Source organism: Sphingobium sp. B2D3C (genome assembly GCF_025961835.1).
Lineage (GTDB): Bacteria > Pseudomonadota > Alphaproteobacteria > Sphingomonadales > Sphingomonadaceae > Sphingobium.
This window is the reverse complement of record NZ_JAOQOK010000001.1, coordinates 1,046,243-1,061,470: the sequence shown is the minus strand read 5'-3', so window position 1 is coordinate 1,061,470 and position 15,228 is coordinate 1,046,243. Positions and strand designations below refer to the sequence as shown.

The 15,228-nt window shown below is 65.4% G+C and carries 15 protein-coding genes; 8 read left to right on the top strand and 7 right to left on the bottom strand.

Going from position 1 to position 15,228, the window contains the following annotated elements; genetic code table 11:
• Positions 1-28 precede the first annotated feature (28 nt).
• Entirely contained in the window at positions 29-769 is a 741-nt protein-coding gene (locus M2339_RS04885; protein WP_264587306.1) for a hypothetical protein, read from the top strand.
• 25 nt (positions 770-794) lie between these two features.
• Here the strand turns inward: M2339_RS04885 and M2339_RS04880 are convergent, their stop codons facing one another.
• The gene (locus M2339_RS04880; protein WP_264587307.1) at positions 795-1,232 is read right to left on the bottom strand and encodes a DNA polymerase III subunit chi; all 438 of its coding nucleotides are present in this window, start codon (positions 1,230-1,232) and stop codon (positions 795-797) included.
• Positions 1,233-1,293: 61 nt separating this feature from the next.
• Complete coding sequence (locus tag M2339_RS04875) at positions 1,294-2,748, bottom strand: leucyl aminopeptidase (RefSeq protein WP_264587308.1); 1,455 nt, start codon at positions 2,746-2,748, stop codon at positions 1,294-1,296.
• Positions 2,749-2,974: 226 nt separating this feature from the next.
• Here M2339_RS04875 and M2339_RS04870 point away from each other — a divergent pair, with 226 nt between their 5' ends.
• The 4 genes from M2339_RS04870 (at position 2,975) to rsmA (ending at position 8,708) form a co-directional block, all read left to right on the top strand.
• Complete coding sequence (locus M2339_RS04870; protein WP_264587309.1) at positions 2,975-5,335, top strand: LPS-assembly protein LptD; 2,361 nt, start codon at positions 2,975-2,977, stop codon at positions 5,333-5,335.
• Between the two features lie 142 nt (positions 5,336-5,477).
• Positions 5,478-6,848 (top strand): peptidylprolyl isomerase, encoded by a 1,371-nt coding sequence (locus M2339_RS04865; RefSeq protein WP_413714889.1) that lies wholly within the window; start codon positions 5,478-5,480, stop codon positions 6,846-6,848.
• A 13-nt stretch (positions 6,849-6,861) separates the two neighbouring features.
• Positions 6,862-7,890, top strand: coding sequence for a 4-hydroxythreonine-4-phosphate dehydrogenase PdxA (gene pdxA, locus M2339_RS04860; RefSeq protein WP_264587310.1), 1,029 nt, complete (start codon positions 6,862-6,864; stop codon positions 7,888-7,890).
• Positions 7,887-8,708 (top strand): 16S rRNA (adenine(1518)-N(6)/adenine(1519)-N(6))-dimethyltransferase RsmA, encoded by an 822-nt coding sequence (gene rsmA / locus M2339_RS04855; RefSeq protein ID WP_264587311.1) that lies wholly within the window; start codon positions 7,887-7,889, stop codon positions 8,706-8,708. The genes pdxA and rsmA overlap by 4 nt, the downstream gene beginning before the upstream one ends.
• Positions 8,709-8,730: 22 nt before the next feature.
• Here the strand turns inward: rsmA and M2339_RS04850 are convergent, their stop codons facing one another.
• The 5 genes from M2339_RS04850 to M2339_RS04830 form a co-directional block, all read right to left on the bottom strand.
• A complete protein-coding gene (locus tag M2339_RS04850; RefSeq protein WP_264606177.1) occupies positions 8,731-9,240 on the bottom strand; it encodes a tetratricopeptide repeat protein in 510 nt (169 codons plus the stop codon).
• A 50-nt stretch (positions 9,241-9,290) separates the two neighbouring features.
• Positions 9,291-10,484 carry an RsmB/NOP family class I SAM-dependent RNA methyltransferase gene (locus M2339_RS04845; protein ID WP_264606176.1) on the bottom strand — a complete coding sequence of 398 codons (1,194 nt, stop codon included), beginning with the start codon at positions 10,482-10,484 and terminating at the stop codon, positions 9,291-9,293.
• Positions 10,485-10,514: 30 nt separating this feature from the next.
• Entirely contained in the window at positions 10,515-11,972 is a 1,458-nt protein-coding gene (gene guaB, locus M2339_RS04840) for an IMP dehydrogenase (protein WP_181559858.1), read from the bottom strand.
• Between the two features lie 120 nt (positions 11,973-12,092).
• A complete protein-coding gene (locus M2339_RS04835) occupies positions 12,093-12,434 on the bottom strand; it encodes a hypothetical protein (RefSeq protein WP_264606175.1) in 342 nt (113 codons plus the stop codon).
• A gap of 54 nt (positions 12,435-12,488) precedes the next feature.
• Positions 12,489-13,337, bottom strand: a complete 849-nt coding sequence (locus M2339_RS04830; protein WP_413714717.1) for an HpcH/HpaI aldolase/citrate lyase family protein — start codon at positions 13,335-13,337, stop codon at positions 12,489-12,491.
• A 92-nt stretch (positions 13,338-13,429) separates the two neighbouring features.
• On the opposite strand from M2339_RS04830, the gene M2339_RS04825 reads away from it, so the two are divergent.
• Genes M2339_RS04825 through M2339_RS04815 form a run of 3 tightly spaced genes read left to right on the top strand, consistent with a single transcriptional unit; the run spans position 13,430 to position 15,227 of the window.
• Positions 13,430-14,404, top strand: coding sequence for an SPFH domain-containing protein (locus M2339_RS04825; protein WP_181559860.1), 975 nt, complete (start codon positions 13,430-13,432; stop codon positions 14,402-14,404).
• Positions 14,401-14,907 (top strand): NfeD family protein, encoded by a 507-nt coding sequence (locus tag M2339_RS04820; RefSeq protein ID WP_319801105.1) that lies wholly within the window; start codon positions 14,401-14,403, stop codon positions 14,905-14,907. Before M2339_RS04825 ends, M2339_RS04820 begins: the two co-directional genes overlap by 4 nt.
• Positions 14,904-15,227 carry a YnfA family protein gene (locus M2339_RS04815; RefSeq protein ID WP_264606174.1) on the top strand — a complete coding sequence of 108 codons (324 nt, stop codon included), beginning with the start codon at positions 14,904-14,906 and terminating at the stop codon, positions 15,225-15,227. The genes M2339_RS04820 and M2339_RS04815 overlap by 4 nt, the downstream gene beginning before the upstream one ends.
• Position 15,228 lies beyond the last annotated feature (1 nt).

The window sequence follows — 15,228 nt, the reverse complement described above, 5'->3', positions numbered from 1 at the left end:
GTTGGGTGCGCAAAGGGGGAATGGGAACATGCAGGGCGCGGAGCCGAAGGAATCCATTTATCGGATCGACAGGCATGATGACGGGTCGCTGCGCTTTCACAGCATTGCGCCGGGGCAGCTGCGCCGCTTTCCGGACGCGGCGACGGTGACGACGCCCTGCCTGACCTTACCAGCAGAGGCGGCGGAGCCGGCACTGGCTCGAGCCGCTGCGCGTAAAAGCTCAACCTGCAACCGGGCTTCCCAATATCCTGCCATTTGCTGGCCGGACCTCGGACCGGGCGAGAGCCTGAATGCCTTTGGCATGTTCTGGAAACGCGAACTGGTGCCCTGGTCCGGACCGCCCCTCCTCCTCGGCCGGCGCACCAAGGGGGCGCCATTGTTCAACTTTGCCCGTCAGGTGGGCCTCTACCTCCTGCAGGATGGCGCGCGGACCGTCTATGTCGGGCGTGCCAGCAATGATCTCTATGCGCGACTCAAGACGCATACGACCGACCGGCTTGCCGGTCGGTGGAATCGCTTCTCCTGGTTCGGCCTGCGAGACGCCAGTCAGCATCTGCCTGTCGCGCAAAGCGCGTGCTGGAGCGAAGCCAATATGCTCAGGACCATGGAAGCGCTGTTGATCGAAACGCTCGAACCGCCGCTCAACCGACGCGGCGGAGACGGGCTGAGCGGCCGTGAATTTCTTCAGGCCAGCGCACCGACGTCCCTCAAGAGTCGTCATGCAGAAGCGCGCGCCGATACCAGCAAGAAGCCGCGTCACATGCGGTGAGCGAATCCGGCGCGCCGGCGGTACCTCAAGGCCCTTGGCGCCACCGCCCGCCATCCTGCTTCCAGAAGCGCGGCGTGATGCCCTCGGATCGACTCAGCGCCTTCCAGGCCAGCCGCGCACCGCCCACCGTCGCATCGTCGAAAAAGTAAAAGACCCGATCGAAGCTCAGCGCTTCATCCCGCCACAGGCCATCGGCCAGCGCGACATGGCGCGCGCCATTGGCTGCATCGCAACTCCGAGCGAGGAGGATCGGCTGGAGCTGCGGCATGGGTGCATCCGCATGATCGTTGGCCAGATAGCTCTCCGGCCCAGCACTCCACAGACCCTCGGAGATACGGTCGAGCTGGTCGCGCTCGGCGGAAACGACCAGCAGCCGCCCGCCGCCATCAAGCACCCTGCGCGCGATGGCGGGTACCGTCGCCTCGACGGGATCCCGGCTGAGCTGATAGAAATCCACCTGCATGTTGCGGCTCTAGCGCGATCCGGCCCGGCTGCGAAGGCGGGGCCGAAATATGCGCAAGACCTCAACCGGCCTGATAATGATCGCGGATCAACTGGTCGAGCAGGCGCACGCCATAGCCGGTGGCGCCCTTCTCCCATGTCGCGCCGGGCTTGTCGGCCCAGACCATGCCGGCAATGTCCAGATGCGCCCATTTGACGCCATCCTGCACATAGCGCTTGATGAACTGCGCCGCAGTGATCGAGCCGGCATAACGCGGCCCGATGTTCTTCATGTCGGCAATGGGGCTGTCGATCAGCTTGTCATAAGCGGGCGACAGCGGGAAGCGCCACAATTTGTCACCGCTCTCGTGACCGGCCGCGAGGAGCTGTTCGGCAAGGTCATCGTCATTGCTGAACAGGCCGCCATGCTCGCTGCCGAGCGAGATCAGCATCGCCCCGGTAAGGGTTGCAAGATCGATCACCGTCTCGGGCTTGTAGGTCTGCTGGGTCCACCAGATCGCATCGCACAGCACCAGACGCCCCTCGGCGTCCGTGTTCAGCACTTCCACGGTCTGACCGGACATGGTTTTGACGATATCGCCGGGACGCTGCGCGCCGCCGTCCGGCATATTCTCGACCAGCCCGCAAATGCCGACGACATGCGTCGGCGCTTTGCGGAGGGCCAGCGCCTTCATCGCGCCGGCAACGGCACCGGCGCCGCCCATATCCCACTTCATGTCTTCCATGCCCGCACCGGGCTTGAGCGAAATGCCGCCGGTATCGAAGGTGACGCCCTTGCCGACCAGCGCCAGCGGCTTGGCCTGCGCGCCATTGGTGCCGTCCCAGCGCATCGAAAGAATGCGCGGCTTGCGCACCGAGCCCTGTGCCACACCCAGCAAGGCACCCATGCCGAGATTGGCCATATCCGTCTCATCAAGCACGCTGATTTCAATGCCGAGATCGACCAGATGCCGACAGCGCTCTACGAAGCTCTCGGGATAGATGATATTGCCTGGCTCGGCGACTAGTTCGCGCGTGAATGCAACACCTTGTGCGACGGCTTTGGCATCCTCCACGAGGGCCGCCAGATCGCCGGACTCATGAACCAGCGTTACGGTTTCGAGCGTCGGCTTGGCCTTCTCCGCCAGCTTCGTGCGATAGGTGTCGATGCGCCATGCCCGCAATTCCACGCCCAGCGCGATCCGGGCGAGCGCGTCGGCGGTAAGCCCCGCGCCGTCGATCGCGACATGCTTGACGCCGGAGGTCTGCAGCCGTGCCGTCACCGCGCCGCCTGCCTTCTCCAGATCGGCCGGCGTGCCCTCGCCCGTCCCGACGAGCAGGACGCGGAGAGTCTTGCCCGCCTCGGCCACGAACAGTTCCACCACGGCGCCTGCCTCGCCGCTAAAGCGCGATGCCGCCGCCGCCTGCGCCGCCAGAGCCTGCGCCTCGATGCCCGGCGACACGGCGGCACCCTTTGCGACCGGGAAAACGAGGCAGTCCATGTCGGCAGGGCGACTGGCGGAAATGGCGATGTGCATGGATACAAGCTCCTGGAAAGGAATTATGTGGCCAGATGACCTGGTGTGAATATGGAAGCGGAATAGCGCCTTGCCAGGGGGTATGCCACGGCAAAGGGACCGTTAAGCGCGATTTCACGCTTGGGAAGGCAATTGCGGAGCGGGCGCTGCAGTGCAATAGGGCAGCGTTGCACACGGCGCGCGCAGACCGCGAGCCGCGCTGGGAGAATGACGATTGGTTGCCACGATGAGCCGTGACACGCGCGAGCGGACCATGATGCGCGTGCGCCTGTGCATCAGCGCGCCAGCTCTGATTCTGGCGATGGTCATGGCCGCGCCGGCCTACGCCCAGGCGCAGGCCGAGCCGCCGGCGCAGGGCGAACCGCCGCTCACCATCGACAATGTGGCGCCGCAGGATATTCCCGCTGGCGCTGAACCCGATTTTCAAGACCGCCCGGCGAAGGCAGAGGCCGAGGCCGTCCCCATGCCGGCAGCGCCGGTCTCCAAGAACGAGATCAATTTCCAGGCCGACCGGATCGATTACGACAGCAATGCCGATATCGTGCGCGCATCCGGCAATGTCCGCGTTGCGCGGCAGGATGCCAATCTGTCCGCCGATCAGGTGGAGTGGGATCGCAAGGCCGGCACCGTCATCGCGCGCGGCGACGTGCTGCTCGTCAATGAGCGTGGCGACCGCGCTTATGCCGACGAGATGGACGTCACCGAAAGCCTGCGGGACGGCGTCATCGAAAATCTGCTGATCGTCACCAACAGCGAGAATCGGCTGGCAGCGGTGAAGGCCCAGCGCACTGACAACATCTACGTGCTGGACAAGGCGGCGTTCACGCCCTGCAAGGTCGAGACGGTCAAGGGCTGCCCCAAGGAACCGACCTGGCAAATCCAGGCCGATCGCGTCATTCTGGACGAGGCTCGCCAGCGGGTGCGCTATGAGAATGCGCGCGTGAGCATGTTCGGCCTGCCCCTGCTTCCCCTGCCGGGCCTGCGCCACAGCATTGGCGATGAAGGCAGCAGCGGGTTGCTGGTGCCGGATATCGGCTATGATCGGCGCAACGGGGTGCAATATGTGCAGCCTTATTACTGGCGGCTTGCGCCAAATCGCGATCTGACGCTCACGCCCTATGTCTACAGCGCGGTGCTGCCGATGCTCGGGGCCAGCTATCGCGCACTCCTGCCCAAGGGCGCCTATCAGATCACCGGCTACGGCACGGTCAGCGCCGTTACGCCGGTCACGGGCGAAACCGATGTCACTAGCGATGAGCGTCTGCGCGGCTACATCGCTGCGAGCGGCAAATTTCAGTTCGATCCGCTCTGGTCGTTGACCGGATCGCTGCGTTACGCATCCGACCGCACCTTTCTCAATCGCTATGACCTGAGCCACGAGGACCGTCTGCGCTCCACGCTCAATCTGGAGCGGATCGGCACGCGCAGCTATCTCTCGATTGCCGGCTGGGCCTTCCAGTCATTGCGCTCGGGGGACCGGGCCGGCCAGGTTCCTATCGCCATTCCCGCCATCGACTACCGCCTGCGCACCACCGATCCGCTATTCGGCGGACGGGTGGAACTGCAGGCCAACAGCCTGTCGATCCTCCGCACAGACGGGCAGGATACCCAGCGCGCGTTCGTGGGCTTCACCTGGAAGCAGAGCCGGCTGACCGGCATGGGACAGGAAGTCTCGCTGACCGCCTATGCGCGGGGCGATGTCTACAACAGCGCGCAGAACGATCTTTCGCCAACGGTGGTCTATCGGGGTGAGGAAGGCTGGCAGACGCGAGGAATCGCCGCCTTGGCGCTGGATGTGCGCTGGCCGTTCATCGGGCAGGCTTTTGGCGGCACCCAGCGCCTGACACCACGCATCCAGCTGGTTGCCGCGCCGCGCCTCGCCAACCTGAATGTACCCAACGAGGATGCCCGCGCGATTGACCTGGAGGATTCCAACCTCTTCGCGCTCAATCGCTTCCCCGGCTATGACCGCTTCGAGGATTCGACCCGCATCACCTACGGGTTCGACTACCGCTTCGACGTGCCGAATTTCTCGTTCGATACCACCGTCGGCCAGAGCTACCGCATCGATGACCGCCCGTCCCTGCTGCCCAATGGCACCGGCCTGTCCGATCGGCTGTCGGACATCGTTGGTCGGTCGGAAATCCGCTACAAGGATTTCCTGTCCTTCACCCACCGCTTCCGGCTCGACAAGGATGGCTTCGCCGTCCGCCGTAACGAGATCGAGGCGACGGTCGGCACGCGCCGCACTTATGCCGAGGTCGGCTATCTCCGTCTGGACCGGAACATCACGTCCGGCGTCGAGGATCTGCGCGATGTCGAGGAAATCCGCCTCGCAGCGCGCGTAGCCTTTGCGCGCTTCTGGTCGGTCTTCGGCTCGACGAACATCGATCTGACCGGTCAGCGGGACGATCCGACGAGTACCCTGTCCGGCTTCGAGCCGGTGCGTCACCGCCTCGGCATCGCCTATGAGGATGACTGCCTGGAACTCGGCTTCACCTGGCGGCGCGATTACCAGACGGTCGGCGACGCCCGTCGCGGCAATTCGTTTCAACTGCGGCTGGTATTTAAGAATCTCGGCCTGTAAAGACTCCAGCTTCGCAAAGGGTGTGAAGGCCGGACGTCATCTGTCGCTCAGGCCCGGTTCAGCCGCCGCGCATTAATCCGCCGGGCAGGTTCGCGGCCTCTTGAGGCCGCCTGCTTCTGAATGGAGAGCAAGTTTGACTGACGTGAACAGCGTGAAAAGGATTTCCTCCCGTTTCACCGCCCGGATTCTTGCAGGCGCCGCAACGGGCCTTTTGGCGTGCTCAGCCATTGCTCAAGCGCCGGAAGGCCAGGCTGAGGACGCCGCCGGGGCGACCGCGTCCGCGCTCGATATTCCCGCCTCGGTGGTGCTCTTCGGCAAGCGCGACCCCAATGTCCGCACCGCAACGGCGCTGGTGAACGGCGAGGTCATTACGCAGACGGATGTGGAGCAGCGGCTCGCGCTGGTAGTTCTCGCCAATGGCGGCAATGTCAGCGCCGAGGAAAAGGACCGCCTGCGCCTGCAGGTGCTGCGCAACCTCATCGACGAGACGCTGCAGATTCAGGAGGCAGCGGCCAAGGACATTCGCGTCCCCGCCGCCGAGCTTGACGAGAACTTCGCGCGCGTCGCCGCGAACTTCCGCTACACGCCGGACAATTTCGCAAAGTATCTTGCCGCGCAGGGCTCGTCCGCACGCAGCATCCGGCGCCAGATCGAAGGCGAGGTCGCTTGGAGCCGCCTGCTGCGGCGTCAGGTCCAGCCTTTCGTGAACGTCTCCGAGGACGAGGTCCGCTCGACCTATGAGCGTCTCCAGGCCGCGAAGGGCAAGGAAGAGTTCCACATCGGCGAGATATATCTCTCCGCCAACCCGTCGAACAGCCAGCAGGTGGCCGAGAACGCCCAGAAGATCATGGCGCAGATTCGCCAGGGTGGCTCGTTCCAGGCCTATGCGCGGCAATATTCGGAAGCATCGACCGCTGCGGTCGGCGGTGATCTGGGCTGGGTGCGCGCCGCGCAACTGCCCGAGCCGCTGGCCGAAGCCGCGCAGCAGCTCCAGGTCGGCCAGATCGCCGGCCCGATCGCCATTCCGGGCGGATTTTCGCTCGTTTATCTGATCGACAAGCGCCAGGTGCTGATGGCCGACGCGCGCGACGCCGTTCTGAGCCTCAAGCAGGTCGCCATCGACTTCCCCGCCGGCACCTCGGCCGCCGAGGCCCAGCGCCGCGCCAACGCTTTCGGGGAAGCGCTCAAGAAGCTTCAGGGCTGTGGATCGGTCGAGGCGATGGCCAAGGGCGTCGGCGCGACGGTCATCGAAAACGATATTCAGGCGCGCAACCTGCCGCCGCAGCTCCAGTCCATCCTGCTCTCGATGCAGGTCGGCGAATCTACGCCGCCCTTCGGCTCGGCAACGGAAGGGGTCCGCGCGCTCGTTTTGTGCGGCCGGGACGATCCGCCAGACGCGAGCGCACCCTCGGTGGAGTCGATTATGGCGCAGATGGAGGAAGACCGCGTGAACAAGCGTGCACGCACATATCTGCGCGACCTCCGTCGCGATGCGGTGATCGACTATAACTGACGTCTTCCGCACGATGTATTCCGCGTCCGCGCTGCCGCGGCCGATCGCGATATCGTTGGGCGATCCCGCAGGGATCGGCCCGGAGGTTACCGCGAAAGCCTGGGAAGCCCGGGACGAGCACACTCTTCCGCCTTTCTTTGCGGTCGGTGACAGCGCCGCCATCGCTACGGTCTGGCAAGGCCCGGTGGCGATGATCGGCGACCCGATCGAAGCCGATGCGGTGTTCGGCAAGGCGCTGCCCTGCCTGCAGGTCGCCGACGCCGGTGAGATCATCCCCGGCCAGCCCTCGATCGATGGCGCGCGCTGCGCGTTTCAGGCGTTGGAAGCGGCCACGGGGCTGGTGCGGGCGGAAAGCGCCAGCGCCTTGGTGACCGCGCCTGTCTCCAAATCCCAGCTGTCCCAAGTCGGCTTCACGCACCCCGGCCAGACCGAGTTCGTGGCCGAGCGCTGCGGTGTTTCGCGCGGTAATGTGGTGATGATGCTCGCCGGACCGTCGCTGCGGGTCGTGCCGCTCACCATCCACATTCCCTATACGGAAGTCCCCGAGGCGCTCACCGCCGCGCTGATCCGCTCCCGCGCGCTGGCCACCGCGCGCGGTCTCAAGCGTCTGTTCGGCATCGAAAACCCGCGCCTCGCCATGGCCGGTCTTAATCCTCATGCCGGCGAAAACGGGATGCTCGGCACGGAAGAAACGACGCTGATTGCTCCGGTGCTCGAGCAATTGCGCGAAGACGGGCTCGACATTTCCGGGCCGCATTCGCCGGATGCCTTGTTCACGCCCCGCGCCCGTGCGCTCTACGACGCGGCCTTGTGCTGCTATCACGATCAGGCGCTGATCCCCATCAAGGCGCTGGACTTTGACGAGGGCGTCAACATCACGCTGGGCCTGCCGATCGTGCGCACATCGCCCGACCATGGCACGGCGTTCGATCTGGCCGGCAAGGATCAGGCGCATCCCGGCGCGATGATTGCTGCCATTCGCATGGCGCAACAGGCCGAGCTCAATCGCCGCGCCTGGGTCGATCCCTGCCAGCCCTCATGACCCCGCTTCCACCGCTGCGCGAGGTCATTGCCACGCATGGCCTGCGGGCCAGCAAGGCGCTGGGCCAGAACTTCCTGCTGGACGAGCAGTTGCTGGATCGCATCGCCGCGATTCCCGGCGATCTGGCCGGCGCACGCGTGTTCGAAGTCGGCCCCGGCCCCGGCGGGCTGACCCGTGCCCTGCTCCGCGCCGGTGCGCAGGTCACCGCCGTAGAGCGCGATGCCCGCTGCATTCCGGCGCTGGCCGAAGTCGCAGCGGCCTTTCCGGGCCAGTTGCGCATTATCGAGGATGATGCTTTGCGGGTCGACCCCGTGGAGGCCTGCGGCGGACCGGCGCATATCGTCGCGAATCTGCCCTATAATATCGGCACCGCCCTGCTCGTCGGCTGGCTGGAGAGCGGGGTGTGGCCGCCCTGGTGGCTTTCCGCCTCGCTCATGTTCCAGGCCGAGGTGGCCGAGCGGATCGTCGCGCAGCCAGGCAGCGATGCCTATGGCCGGCTCGCGGTACTGGCCCAGTGGCGCAGCCGTGCGCGCATCGCGATGAAAGTCCATCGGTCAGCCTTCACGCCGCCGCCCAAGGTCATGTCCGCTGTGGTCCATATCGTCCCGGCCGACGCGCCCGGCGGCGTCGAGGTCGCAACGCTCAGCCGGTTGACGGCCGCCGCCTTCGGTCAGCGGCGCAAGATGCTGCGGCAGAGCCTCAAGGGGCTGCCGGGCGCGCTCGATGCTTTGGCGGAAGCCGGGATCGACCCCAGCCGCCGCGCAGAGACGCTCAGCGTGGACGATTTCGTGATGCTCGCGCGCCTGATGGGGCGCTGAGCAGCTTTATATATTGCGGAATTTACTGCTGCTCGACCTTCGGCGCGTTGGTTACCGCCTCGGCCGTCGTGACCGGCGGCTTGGTCGTAGCGATCGCGGAGGCCAGCTGATCCGCACTGGCACATGGCGTCTTGCAGAGCAGGCGCAGCTTGGCCAGCGTCTCGCGGGCGCTTTCCACCGCGCCCTTGTCCAGCATTGCGAGCCCTTCGCCTTGCAGGGCCGCTTGATTGCCAGGTTCCAGATCCAGCGCGCGACCATAATAGCGGATCGCCTTGCCGGGGAGCTTCTGGGCGCGGGCGATCTTGGCCAGCGACATGAAGATACCGGGCTGGTCGGGCGCCAGAAGAAGCGCGGTTTCATAGGCATCGCGGGCCTTGCTGAGATCACCGGCCTCTGCGGCGGCCTTGCCCTTTGCCATCCACTCGGCTGCGCGCGGGCTGGGCGCGGGCGTCGCGCTCTGCTGGGAAAATCCACTGCTCGCCGACAGGGCAAGCGCACTCGCAAGTAAAATGGAGGCGGGGGTGAACCGCATGATTGTCTCCCAGATCGAGCCCTGCGCAACAGACGCCATGGTCGACGACGCTAGCATGGTTTTTCGAGCACCGCGAAGAAAAAGCCGTCGGTTCCGTCATGTGCGGGCGTGAGTAATGTGCCCTCGCCCCATGAACGACCCGGCGCCTGTTCCGACCCGGCAGAGTGTACCAGCTGCCATAGGGTATCGGTCCTGACGATTTGCTGAATTTGATCGCGCCCTTCCCGGTCGATCAGCGAGCAGACCGCATAGACCAAGCGCCCGCCCGGCTTCACCAGCGGTAGCGCGAGCCGCAGCAGCCGCGCCTGAAGCGCAACCACGCGGTCCAGCCGCGCCGGCGTTAGCCGCCAGCGCGCCTCGGGGTTGCGTCGCCAGGTGCCCGATCCACTGCAGGGCGCATCGATCAAGACGAGGTCGCACTGCCCGACGAGCGGCTTGAGCGCCGCTTCCTCCCGACCAGAATCGAGCAACAGCGGTTCGATCTGTCCGCCATAGCCGGCGCGCTCGGCACGCGGCGTCAACCGCGCGAGGCGGTCACGCACCGCATCGGCCGCGACCAGCCGCCCGGCAAGGGCGCCGTCTTTGACCATGTCCGCCGCCAGGGCGAGCGTCTTGCCCCCTGCCCCGGCGCACAGATCGAGCACGGTCAGGCCGGGCGTGGCGTGACAGGCCTGCGCGATCAGCTGACTCCCGGCATCCTGCACCTCGGCCATGCCATCATCGGGCACGTCCGTCCCGGCCGGCAGCGCATAGCCATATGTCGTTGCCTCGATCGGCCGGGCGTCAGGCCAACGCGCCAAAATATCCGCATCGCTTGCCCTCAGCGGGTTACGCCGAACGTGGAGAGGCGCACGATCGAGCAGTGTTTCCTGCTCGGCCTCATCGACCAGTTCCGCGAAAGTCTCGGCGGTCCAGCCCGGCAGACGCGAGCCATCCGGCCCCCGTTCCGCTTCGCCCAAGGGCGTCGGCGCATGGGCCGAGCCATCGAACAGCGCCGCCAGCGCCGCATCCGCGCGCGCCAGACCGACCATGGCCGCACGGCCGGAGGAGGGCGGATCGCCATAAGCCCGCACCGCGCGATAGACGACATCGCGCACCGCGCGGCGATCCTTCGACCCGGCATAGCGGCGCTCACGAAAATAGCGGGCGATCAACGTATCGGCGGCGGCGCCATCATCGCGCGCACTGGCGATGATGAGATCGAGCAGATCGATTGCGGCCTGGACCCGTGCGGCGGGAGTCATACCGCTGCCCCCAATGCAGGGCTGATATCTTTATCGTGTCGGATAATTCGGCGCTTCACGCGTGATCGTCACGTCATGCACATGGCTCTCGGAGAGACCGGCATTGGTGATCTGCACGAAGCGGGCGCGCTCCTGCAGTTCGCGGATGGTCTTGCTGCCGGTATAACCCATTGCCGCCTTCACACCGCCCACCAGCTGATGGATGACATCGCGCGCCGGCCCCTTATAGGGCACCTGGCCTTCGATCCCCTCCGGCACCAGCTTCATCTGATCCTTGATGTCCTGCTGGAAGTAGCGATCCGCGCTGCCGCGCGCCATCGCGCCGACGGAGCCCATGCCGCGATAGCTCTTATAGGCCCGGCCCTGATAGAGGAACGTCTCGCCCGGTGCTTCCTGCGTGCCGGCCAGCATCGACCCGATCATCACCGCAGCGCCGCCAGCCGCCAGCGCCTTGGCAACGTCGCCCGAGGTGCGAAGGCCGCCATCGGCGATCACCGGAATGCCGCTCTTGAGCGCTTCCTGCGCCGCATCCATGATCGCGGTGAGCTGCGGAACGCCGACACCGGCGACCACGCGCGTGGTGCAGATCGAACCGGGACCAATGCCGACCTTCACGCCGTCAGCGCCGGCGTCGATCAGCGCGCGCGTGGCCTCGGCGGTCGCGACATTGCCGGCCACCAGCTGGATCTCATTGGAGAGCTTGCGAATGCGCGCGACGCTCTCGGCCACCATCTTGGAGTGGCCATGGGCGGTATCGACGACGATCAGGTCGCATTCGGCGTCGATCAGCGCTTCGGTGCGCTCGATACCCTTGTCGCCGACCGTCGTTGCCGCGGCGACGCGCAGGCGGCCGGAAGCGTCCTTGGTGGCCTGCGGATAGGTGACGGCCTTCTCGATGTCCTTGACGGTGATGAGGCCCACGCAGCGGAAGGCATCATCGACCACCAGCAGCTTCTCGATCCGGCGCTGATGCAGCAGGCGGCGGGCCTCGTCCTGCGAAACGCCGGTGCGCACGGTCGCGAGATTCTCATGCGTCATCAGCTCGCGCACCGGCTGGGCCGGGTTTTCGGCAAAGCGCACGTCGCGGTTCGTCAGGATGCCGACCAGCTTGCCGGTCGACTCCACCACGGGAATGCCGCTGATCTTGTGACGCGCCATCAGCGCCTGCGCCTCGGACAAAGGCTGATCCGGCCCGATGGTGATCGGGTTGACGACCATACCGCTCTCGAACCGCTTGACCGCCCGCACCGCCGCGCACTGCTCCTCGATGGAGAGATTGCGGTGCAAGACGCCGATGCCGCCGAGCTGCGCCATCACAATGGCCATGTCTTCCTCAGTCACGGTATCCATGGCCGAGGAGAGAATGGGAATATTCAGCGAAATGTTGCGGCTGACCCGCGTGGACACATCGGCCTGACTCGGCAGCACATCGGACTCGCCCGGCTGAAGAAGCACGTCGTCGAAAGTGAGGCCGAGCCGAATGTCCATATATGTCGCCACCTGATCTGGAGAGACCCCTTGGGGGAATCAGTGGCGGCCCATGTAACCATTTCCCCCGTGCAGGGCTAGGGGGTCGTCAAAGAGAAGGGCGCGAAGGCTGGTTTGCATCTATCCGAGGGCAGGACGGACCACCCCGCGCTCCGCACGACCGCTGGCGATCATCTGCGTCAACGCGAGCAGAAGGGCTGGCAGGGCCAGCGTCCAGACCAGATCGGCCAGCGTATCATCAAGGCGCAGCGACCGATAATAAATGGCCTGCAGGCTCTCGTTCATGAACTCGGCCAGCGCCACCACAGCAAATGGCAACGCCGGATGGCGGCGCGTGAGCGGCCAGGCAGCGACCATAGCATACAGCAGCAAGCCGCCGATCAGATGTGCACGCTCATGCGAAAGGGCGAGAAAGTGCAGGCTCCCCTCCGTCAGGGCGACATAAGCGGCGGGAATATCCATGGCGCGATTCGTAAAGAAAGCAGGTTAGCGATCCGTTACGACGCGATCCAAAGCCTAGCTGCGCAGGTGTTCGGCCCGGTCGATGATGGCCTTGGCTTCCTCGACGTGCATCGCCTCGATCATGCGCCCATCATAGCGCTGGGCGCCACCGGTGAAGGCGTCGACCAATGCGCGGGCCTGTTCTACCGCCGGGCCGCTGGGGGAGAAGGCATCATTGGCGATATCGATATGGCTGGGGTGAATGATGGTCTTGCCATCGAACCCCATCTGCCGCCCCTCGTCGCACTCGGCGGCCAGACCGGCCGGATCTTCCAGGTTATTATAGACGCCATCGAACGCGGCGACACCGGCGGCGCGCGCTGCCAGCACGATCGACTGCAGCGAATAGGAAATCGCGCTACGCGGCGCATCAGGCGGCACAGCGAGGCCACGGCGCAGATCGTTGGTCCCGGCGACCAGCGCCGAGACGCCCGGCTCGCGCGCGATGGACAGGGCGTTGATGATCCCCGCCGGGCTCTCGATCATCGCGATGACCGGCCGTTGCGTCACGCGATTGACGTCGTGAACCTGCCGCGCCTCGATCACCTTGGGCACGATGACATAGGGCACGCCAGCACTGCGCGCCGCGACCATGTCAAGCCCATGCTCGGGCCGCCCCTCGGCATTGATGCGGATGGCGCAGGGGCGCCCGTCGAACCCGGCCTGCACAGCCTCCACGGCGCGCTGCCGGGCCGCGTCGCGGTCTTCGGCGATCACCGAATCCTCAAGGTCCAGAATGATGAAGTCGCAGTCGAGTTGGCGCGCTTTCTCAATCGCGCGCGGGCGCGACGCCGGTACGAACAGCAGCGTCCGTACGAGGCGCAACGGCAAATCAATTCTTTCGACCGGACGACGCTTCTGCATGCCTTTTCAATCCTCTTATCCTACCGATTCCGCTTTCCGGCACTGTTCTGAAGGGCCATAGTAGCGACCGCAAGCGCAGGAGGCTATCGACCATGGATCTGGTCACGTTCGCAATGTTCATCGCCATTCTGGTGATCTTCTATCTGTTTGCCAGCGTGAAGATCGTCCGGCAGGGCCATCGCTACACCATTGAGCGGTTCGGACGGTTCACGGAAGTCGCGTCTCCCGGTTTCAACATCTATCCCGCCTTCTTCTACCGGGTCGGCCGCAAGATCAACATGATGGAGCAGGTGATTGATGTTCCGTCTCAGGAAATCATTACCCGCGATAATGCCATGGTGGCCGTGGATGCGGTGGTGTTCTTCCAGGTGCTGGATGCCGCCAAGGCCGCTTATGAGGTGAGCCACCTCAATACGGCACTGCTCCAGCTCTCGACCACCAATCTGCGCACGGTGATGGGGTCGATGGATCTGGACGAGACCCTCTCCAAGCGGGATGAAATCAACGCCCGGCTGTTGAGCGTGGTCGATCACGCCACCAATGCCTGGGGCGTCAAGATCACCCGCGTCGAGATCAAGGACATCCGCCCGCCGCAGGACATCGTGAACGCGATGGCCCGGCAGATGAAGGCCGAGCGTGAGAAGCGCGCCAACATCCTCGATGCCGAAGGGTTCAAGAGCGCCGAGATCCTGCGGGCCGAAGGCGCCAAGCAGGCGCAGATCCTCGAAGCCGAGGGTCGGCGTGAGGCTGCGTTCCGCGACGCCGAGGCGCGCGAGCGCGAGGCGGAGGCCGAGGCGCGGGCGACGCAGGTCGTGAGCGAGGCCATTGCGGGCGGCAATGCCCAGGCGATCAACTATTTCGTGGCGCAGAAATATGTCGAGGCGGTGGAGAAGTTCGCGACCTCCAGCAACGCCAAGACCATCCTCTTCCCGGTGGAAGCCACCCAGCTCATCGGGACGCTGGGCGGGATCGGGCAGCTCGCCAAGGAAGCGCTGGGAGATCATGGTGCAACGCCGCCTGCACGGCCCGTGTCCGGCACCGGCGTGCCTCACACGCGGACGCCATGACGCCGATGCTGGACGGCATGCATCCTTCCATCCTCTGGGGTGTGTTCGCGGTGATCCTCGCCGGGGCGGAGATCATCGTGCCCGGCGTGTTTCTCATCTGGCTGGGCGTGGCTGCGGCCCTCACGGCCGGACTCAGTCTGGTCCTGCCGATCAATCCGGCGTTCCAACTGCTCGCCTTTGCCATCTTCACCGCGATTTCGGTGAGCGGCGGACGGCTCTGGTATCTCGCCCGCCCGGTCGCCTCGCAAGATCCGATGCTCAATGACCGGGCCGCGCGCCTTGTTGGCCGCGAATTGCTGGTGGTCGAACCGATCAATCACGGCGTCGGCCGGGTGAAGGTCGATGACGGAAGCTGGACGGCGACTGGGCCGGATGCAGATGCCGGCAGCTATGTGCGGGTGACGGGCACCAAGGGCGCGGCGCTGATTGTCGAACCCCTGCCCGTTCCCCTCGCCCCGCCCGACTTGGCCCGTGACGGCAAGGACATGCCGGAGCCGGAATGACCGCTTTCGCCTTTATCGGCGCGGCGCTGGCAGAGATCGCCGGTTGCTTCGCATTCTGGGCATGGCTGCGGCTCGACAAATCACCGCTCTGGCTGCTCCCCGGCCTCGCCTCGCTGGCGGTTTTTGCCTGGCTTCTCACGCTGGTGGAAGCCGATTATGCGGGGCGGACTTACGCCGCTTATGGGGGTGTTTACATCGCCAGCGCCCTCCTCTGGCTCTGGCTTGCAGAGGGCACCAGGCCGGATCGCTGGGATCTGCTGGGCGGCGCAGTCTGTTTGTGCGGCGCCGCGATCATCCTGTTGGGGCCACGCACGGCCTAGC

Coding starts and splice junctions, on each gene's coding strand:
- M2339_RS04885 (WP_264587306.1), top strand. CDS start 29: ATGCAGGGCGCGGAGCCGAAGGAATCCATTTATCGGATCGACAGGCAT.
- M2339_RS04880 (WP_264587307.1), bottom strand. CDS start 1,232: ATGCAGGTGGATTTCTATCAGCTCAGCCGGGATCCCGTCGAGGCGACG.
- M2339_RS04875 (WP_264587308.1), bottom strand. CDS start 2,748: ATGCACATCGCCATTTCCGCCAGTCGCCCTGCCGACATGGACTGCCTC.
- M2339_RS04870 (WP_264587309.1), top strand. CDS start 2,975: ATGAGCCGTGACACGCGCGAGCGGACCATGATGCGCGTGCGCCTGTGC.
- pdxA (WP_264587310.1), top strand. CDS start 6,862: ATGTATTCCGCGTCCGCGCTGCCGCGGCCGATCGCGATATCGTTGGGC.
- rsmA (WP_264587311.1), top strand. CDS start 7,887: ATGACCCCGCTTCCACCGCTGCGCGAGGTCATTGCCACGCATGGCCTG.
- M2339_RS04850 (WP_264606177.1), bottom strand. CDS start 9,240: ATGCGGTTCACCCCCGCCTCCATTTTACTTGCGAGTGCGCTTGCCCTG.
- M2339_RS04845 (WP_264606176.1), bottom strand. CDS start 10,484: ATGACTCCCGCCGCACGGGTCCAGGCCGCAATCGATCTGCTCGATCTC.
- guaB (WP_181559858.1), bottom strand. CDS start 11,972: ATGGACATTCGGCTCGGCCTCACTTTCGACGACGTGCTTCTTCAGCCG.
- M2339_RS04835 (WP_264606175.1), bottom strand. CDS start 12,434: ATGGATATTCCCGCCGCTTATGTCGCCCTGACGGAGGGGAGCCTGCAC.
- M2339_RS04830 (WP_413714717.1), bottom strand. CDS start 13,337: ATGCAGAAGCGTCGTCCGGTCGAAAGAATTGATTTGCCGTTGCGCCTC.
- M2339_RS04825 (WP_181559860.1), top strand. CDS start 13,430: ATGGATCTGGTCACGTTCGCAATGTTCATCGCCATTCTGGTGATCTTC.
- M2339_RS04820 (WP_319801105.1), top strand. CDS start 14,401: ATGACGCCGATGCTGGACGGCATGCATCCTTCCATCCTCTGGGGTGTG.
- M2339_RS04815 (WP_264606174.1), top strand. CDS start 14,904: ATGACCGCTTTCGCCTTTATCGGCGCGGCGCTGGCAGAGATCGCCGGT.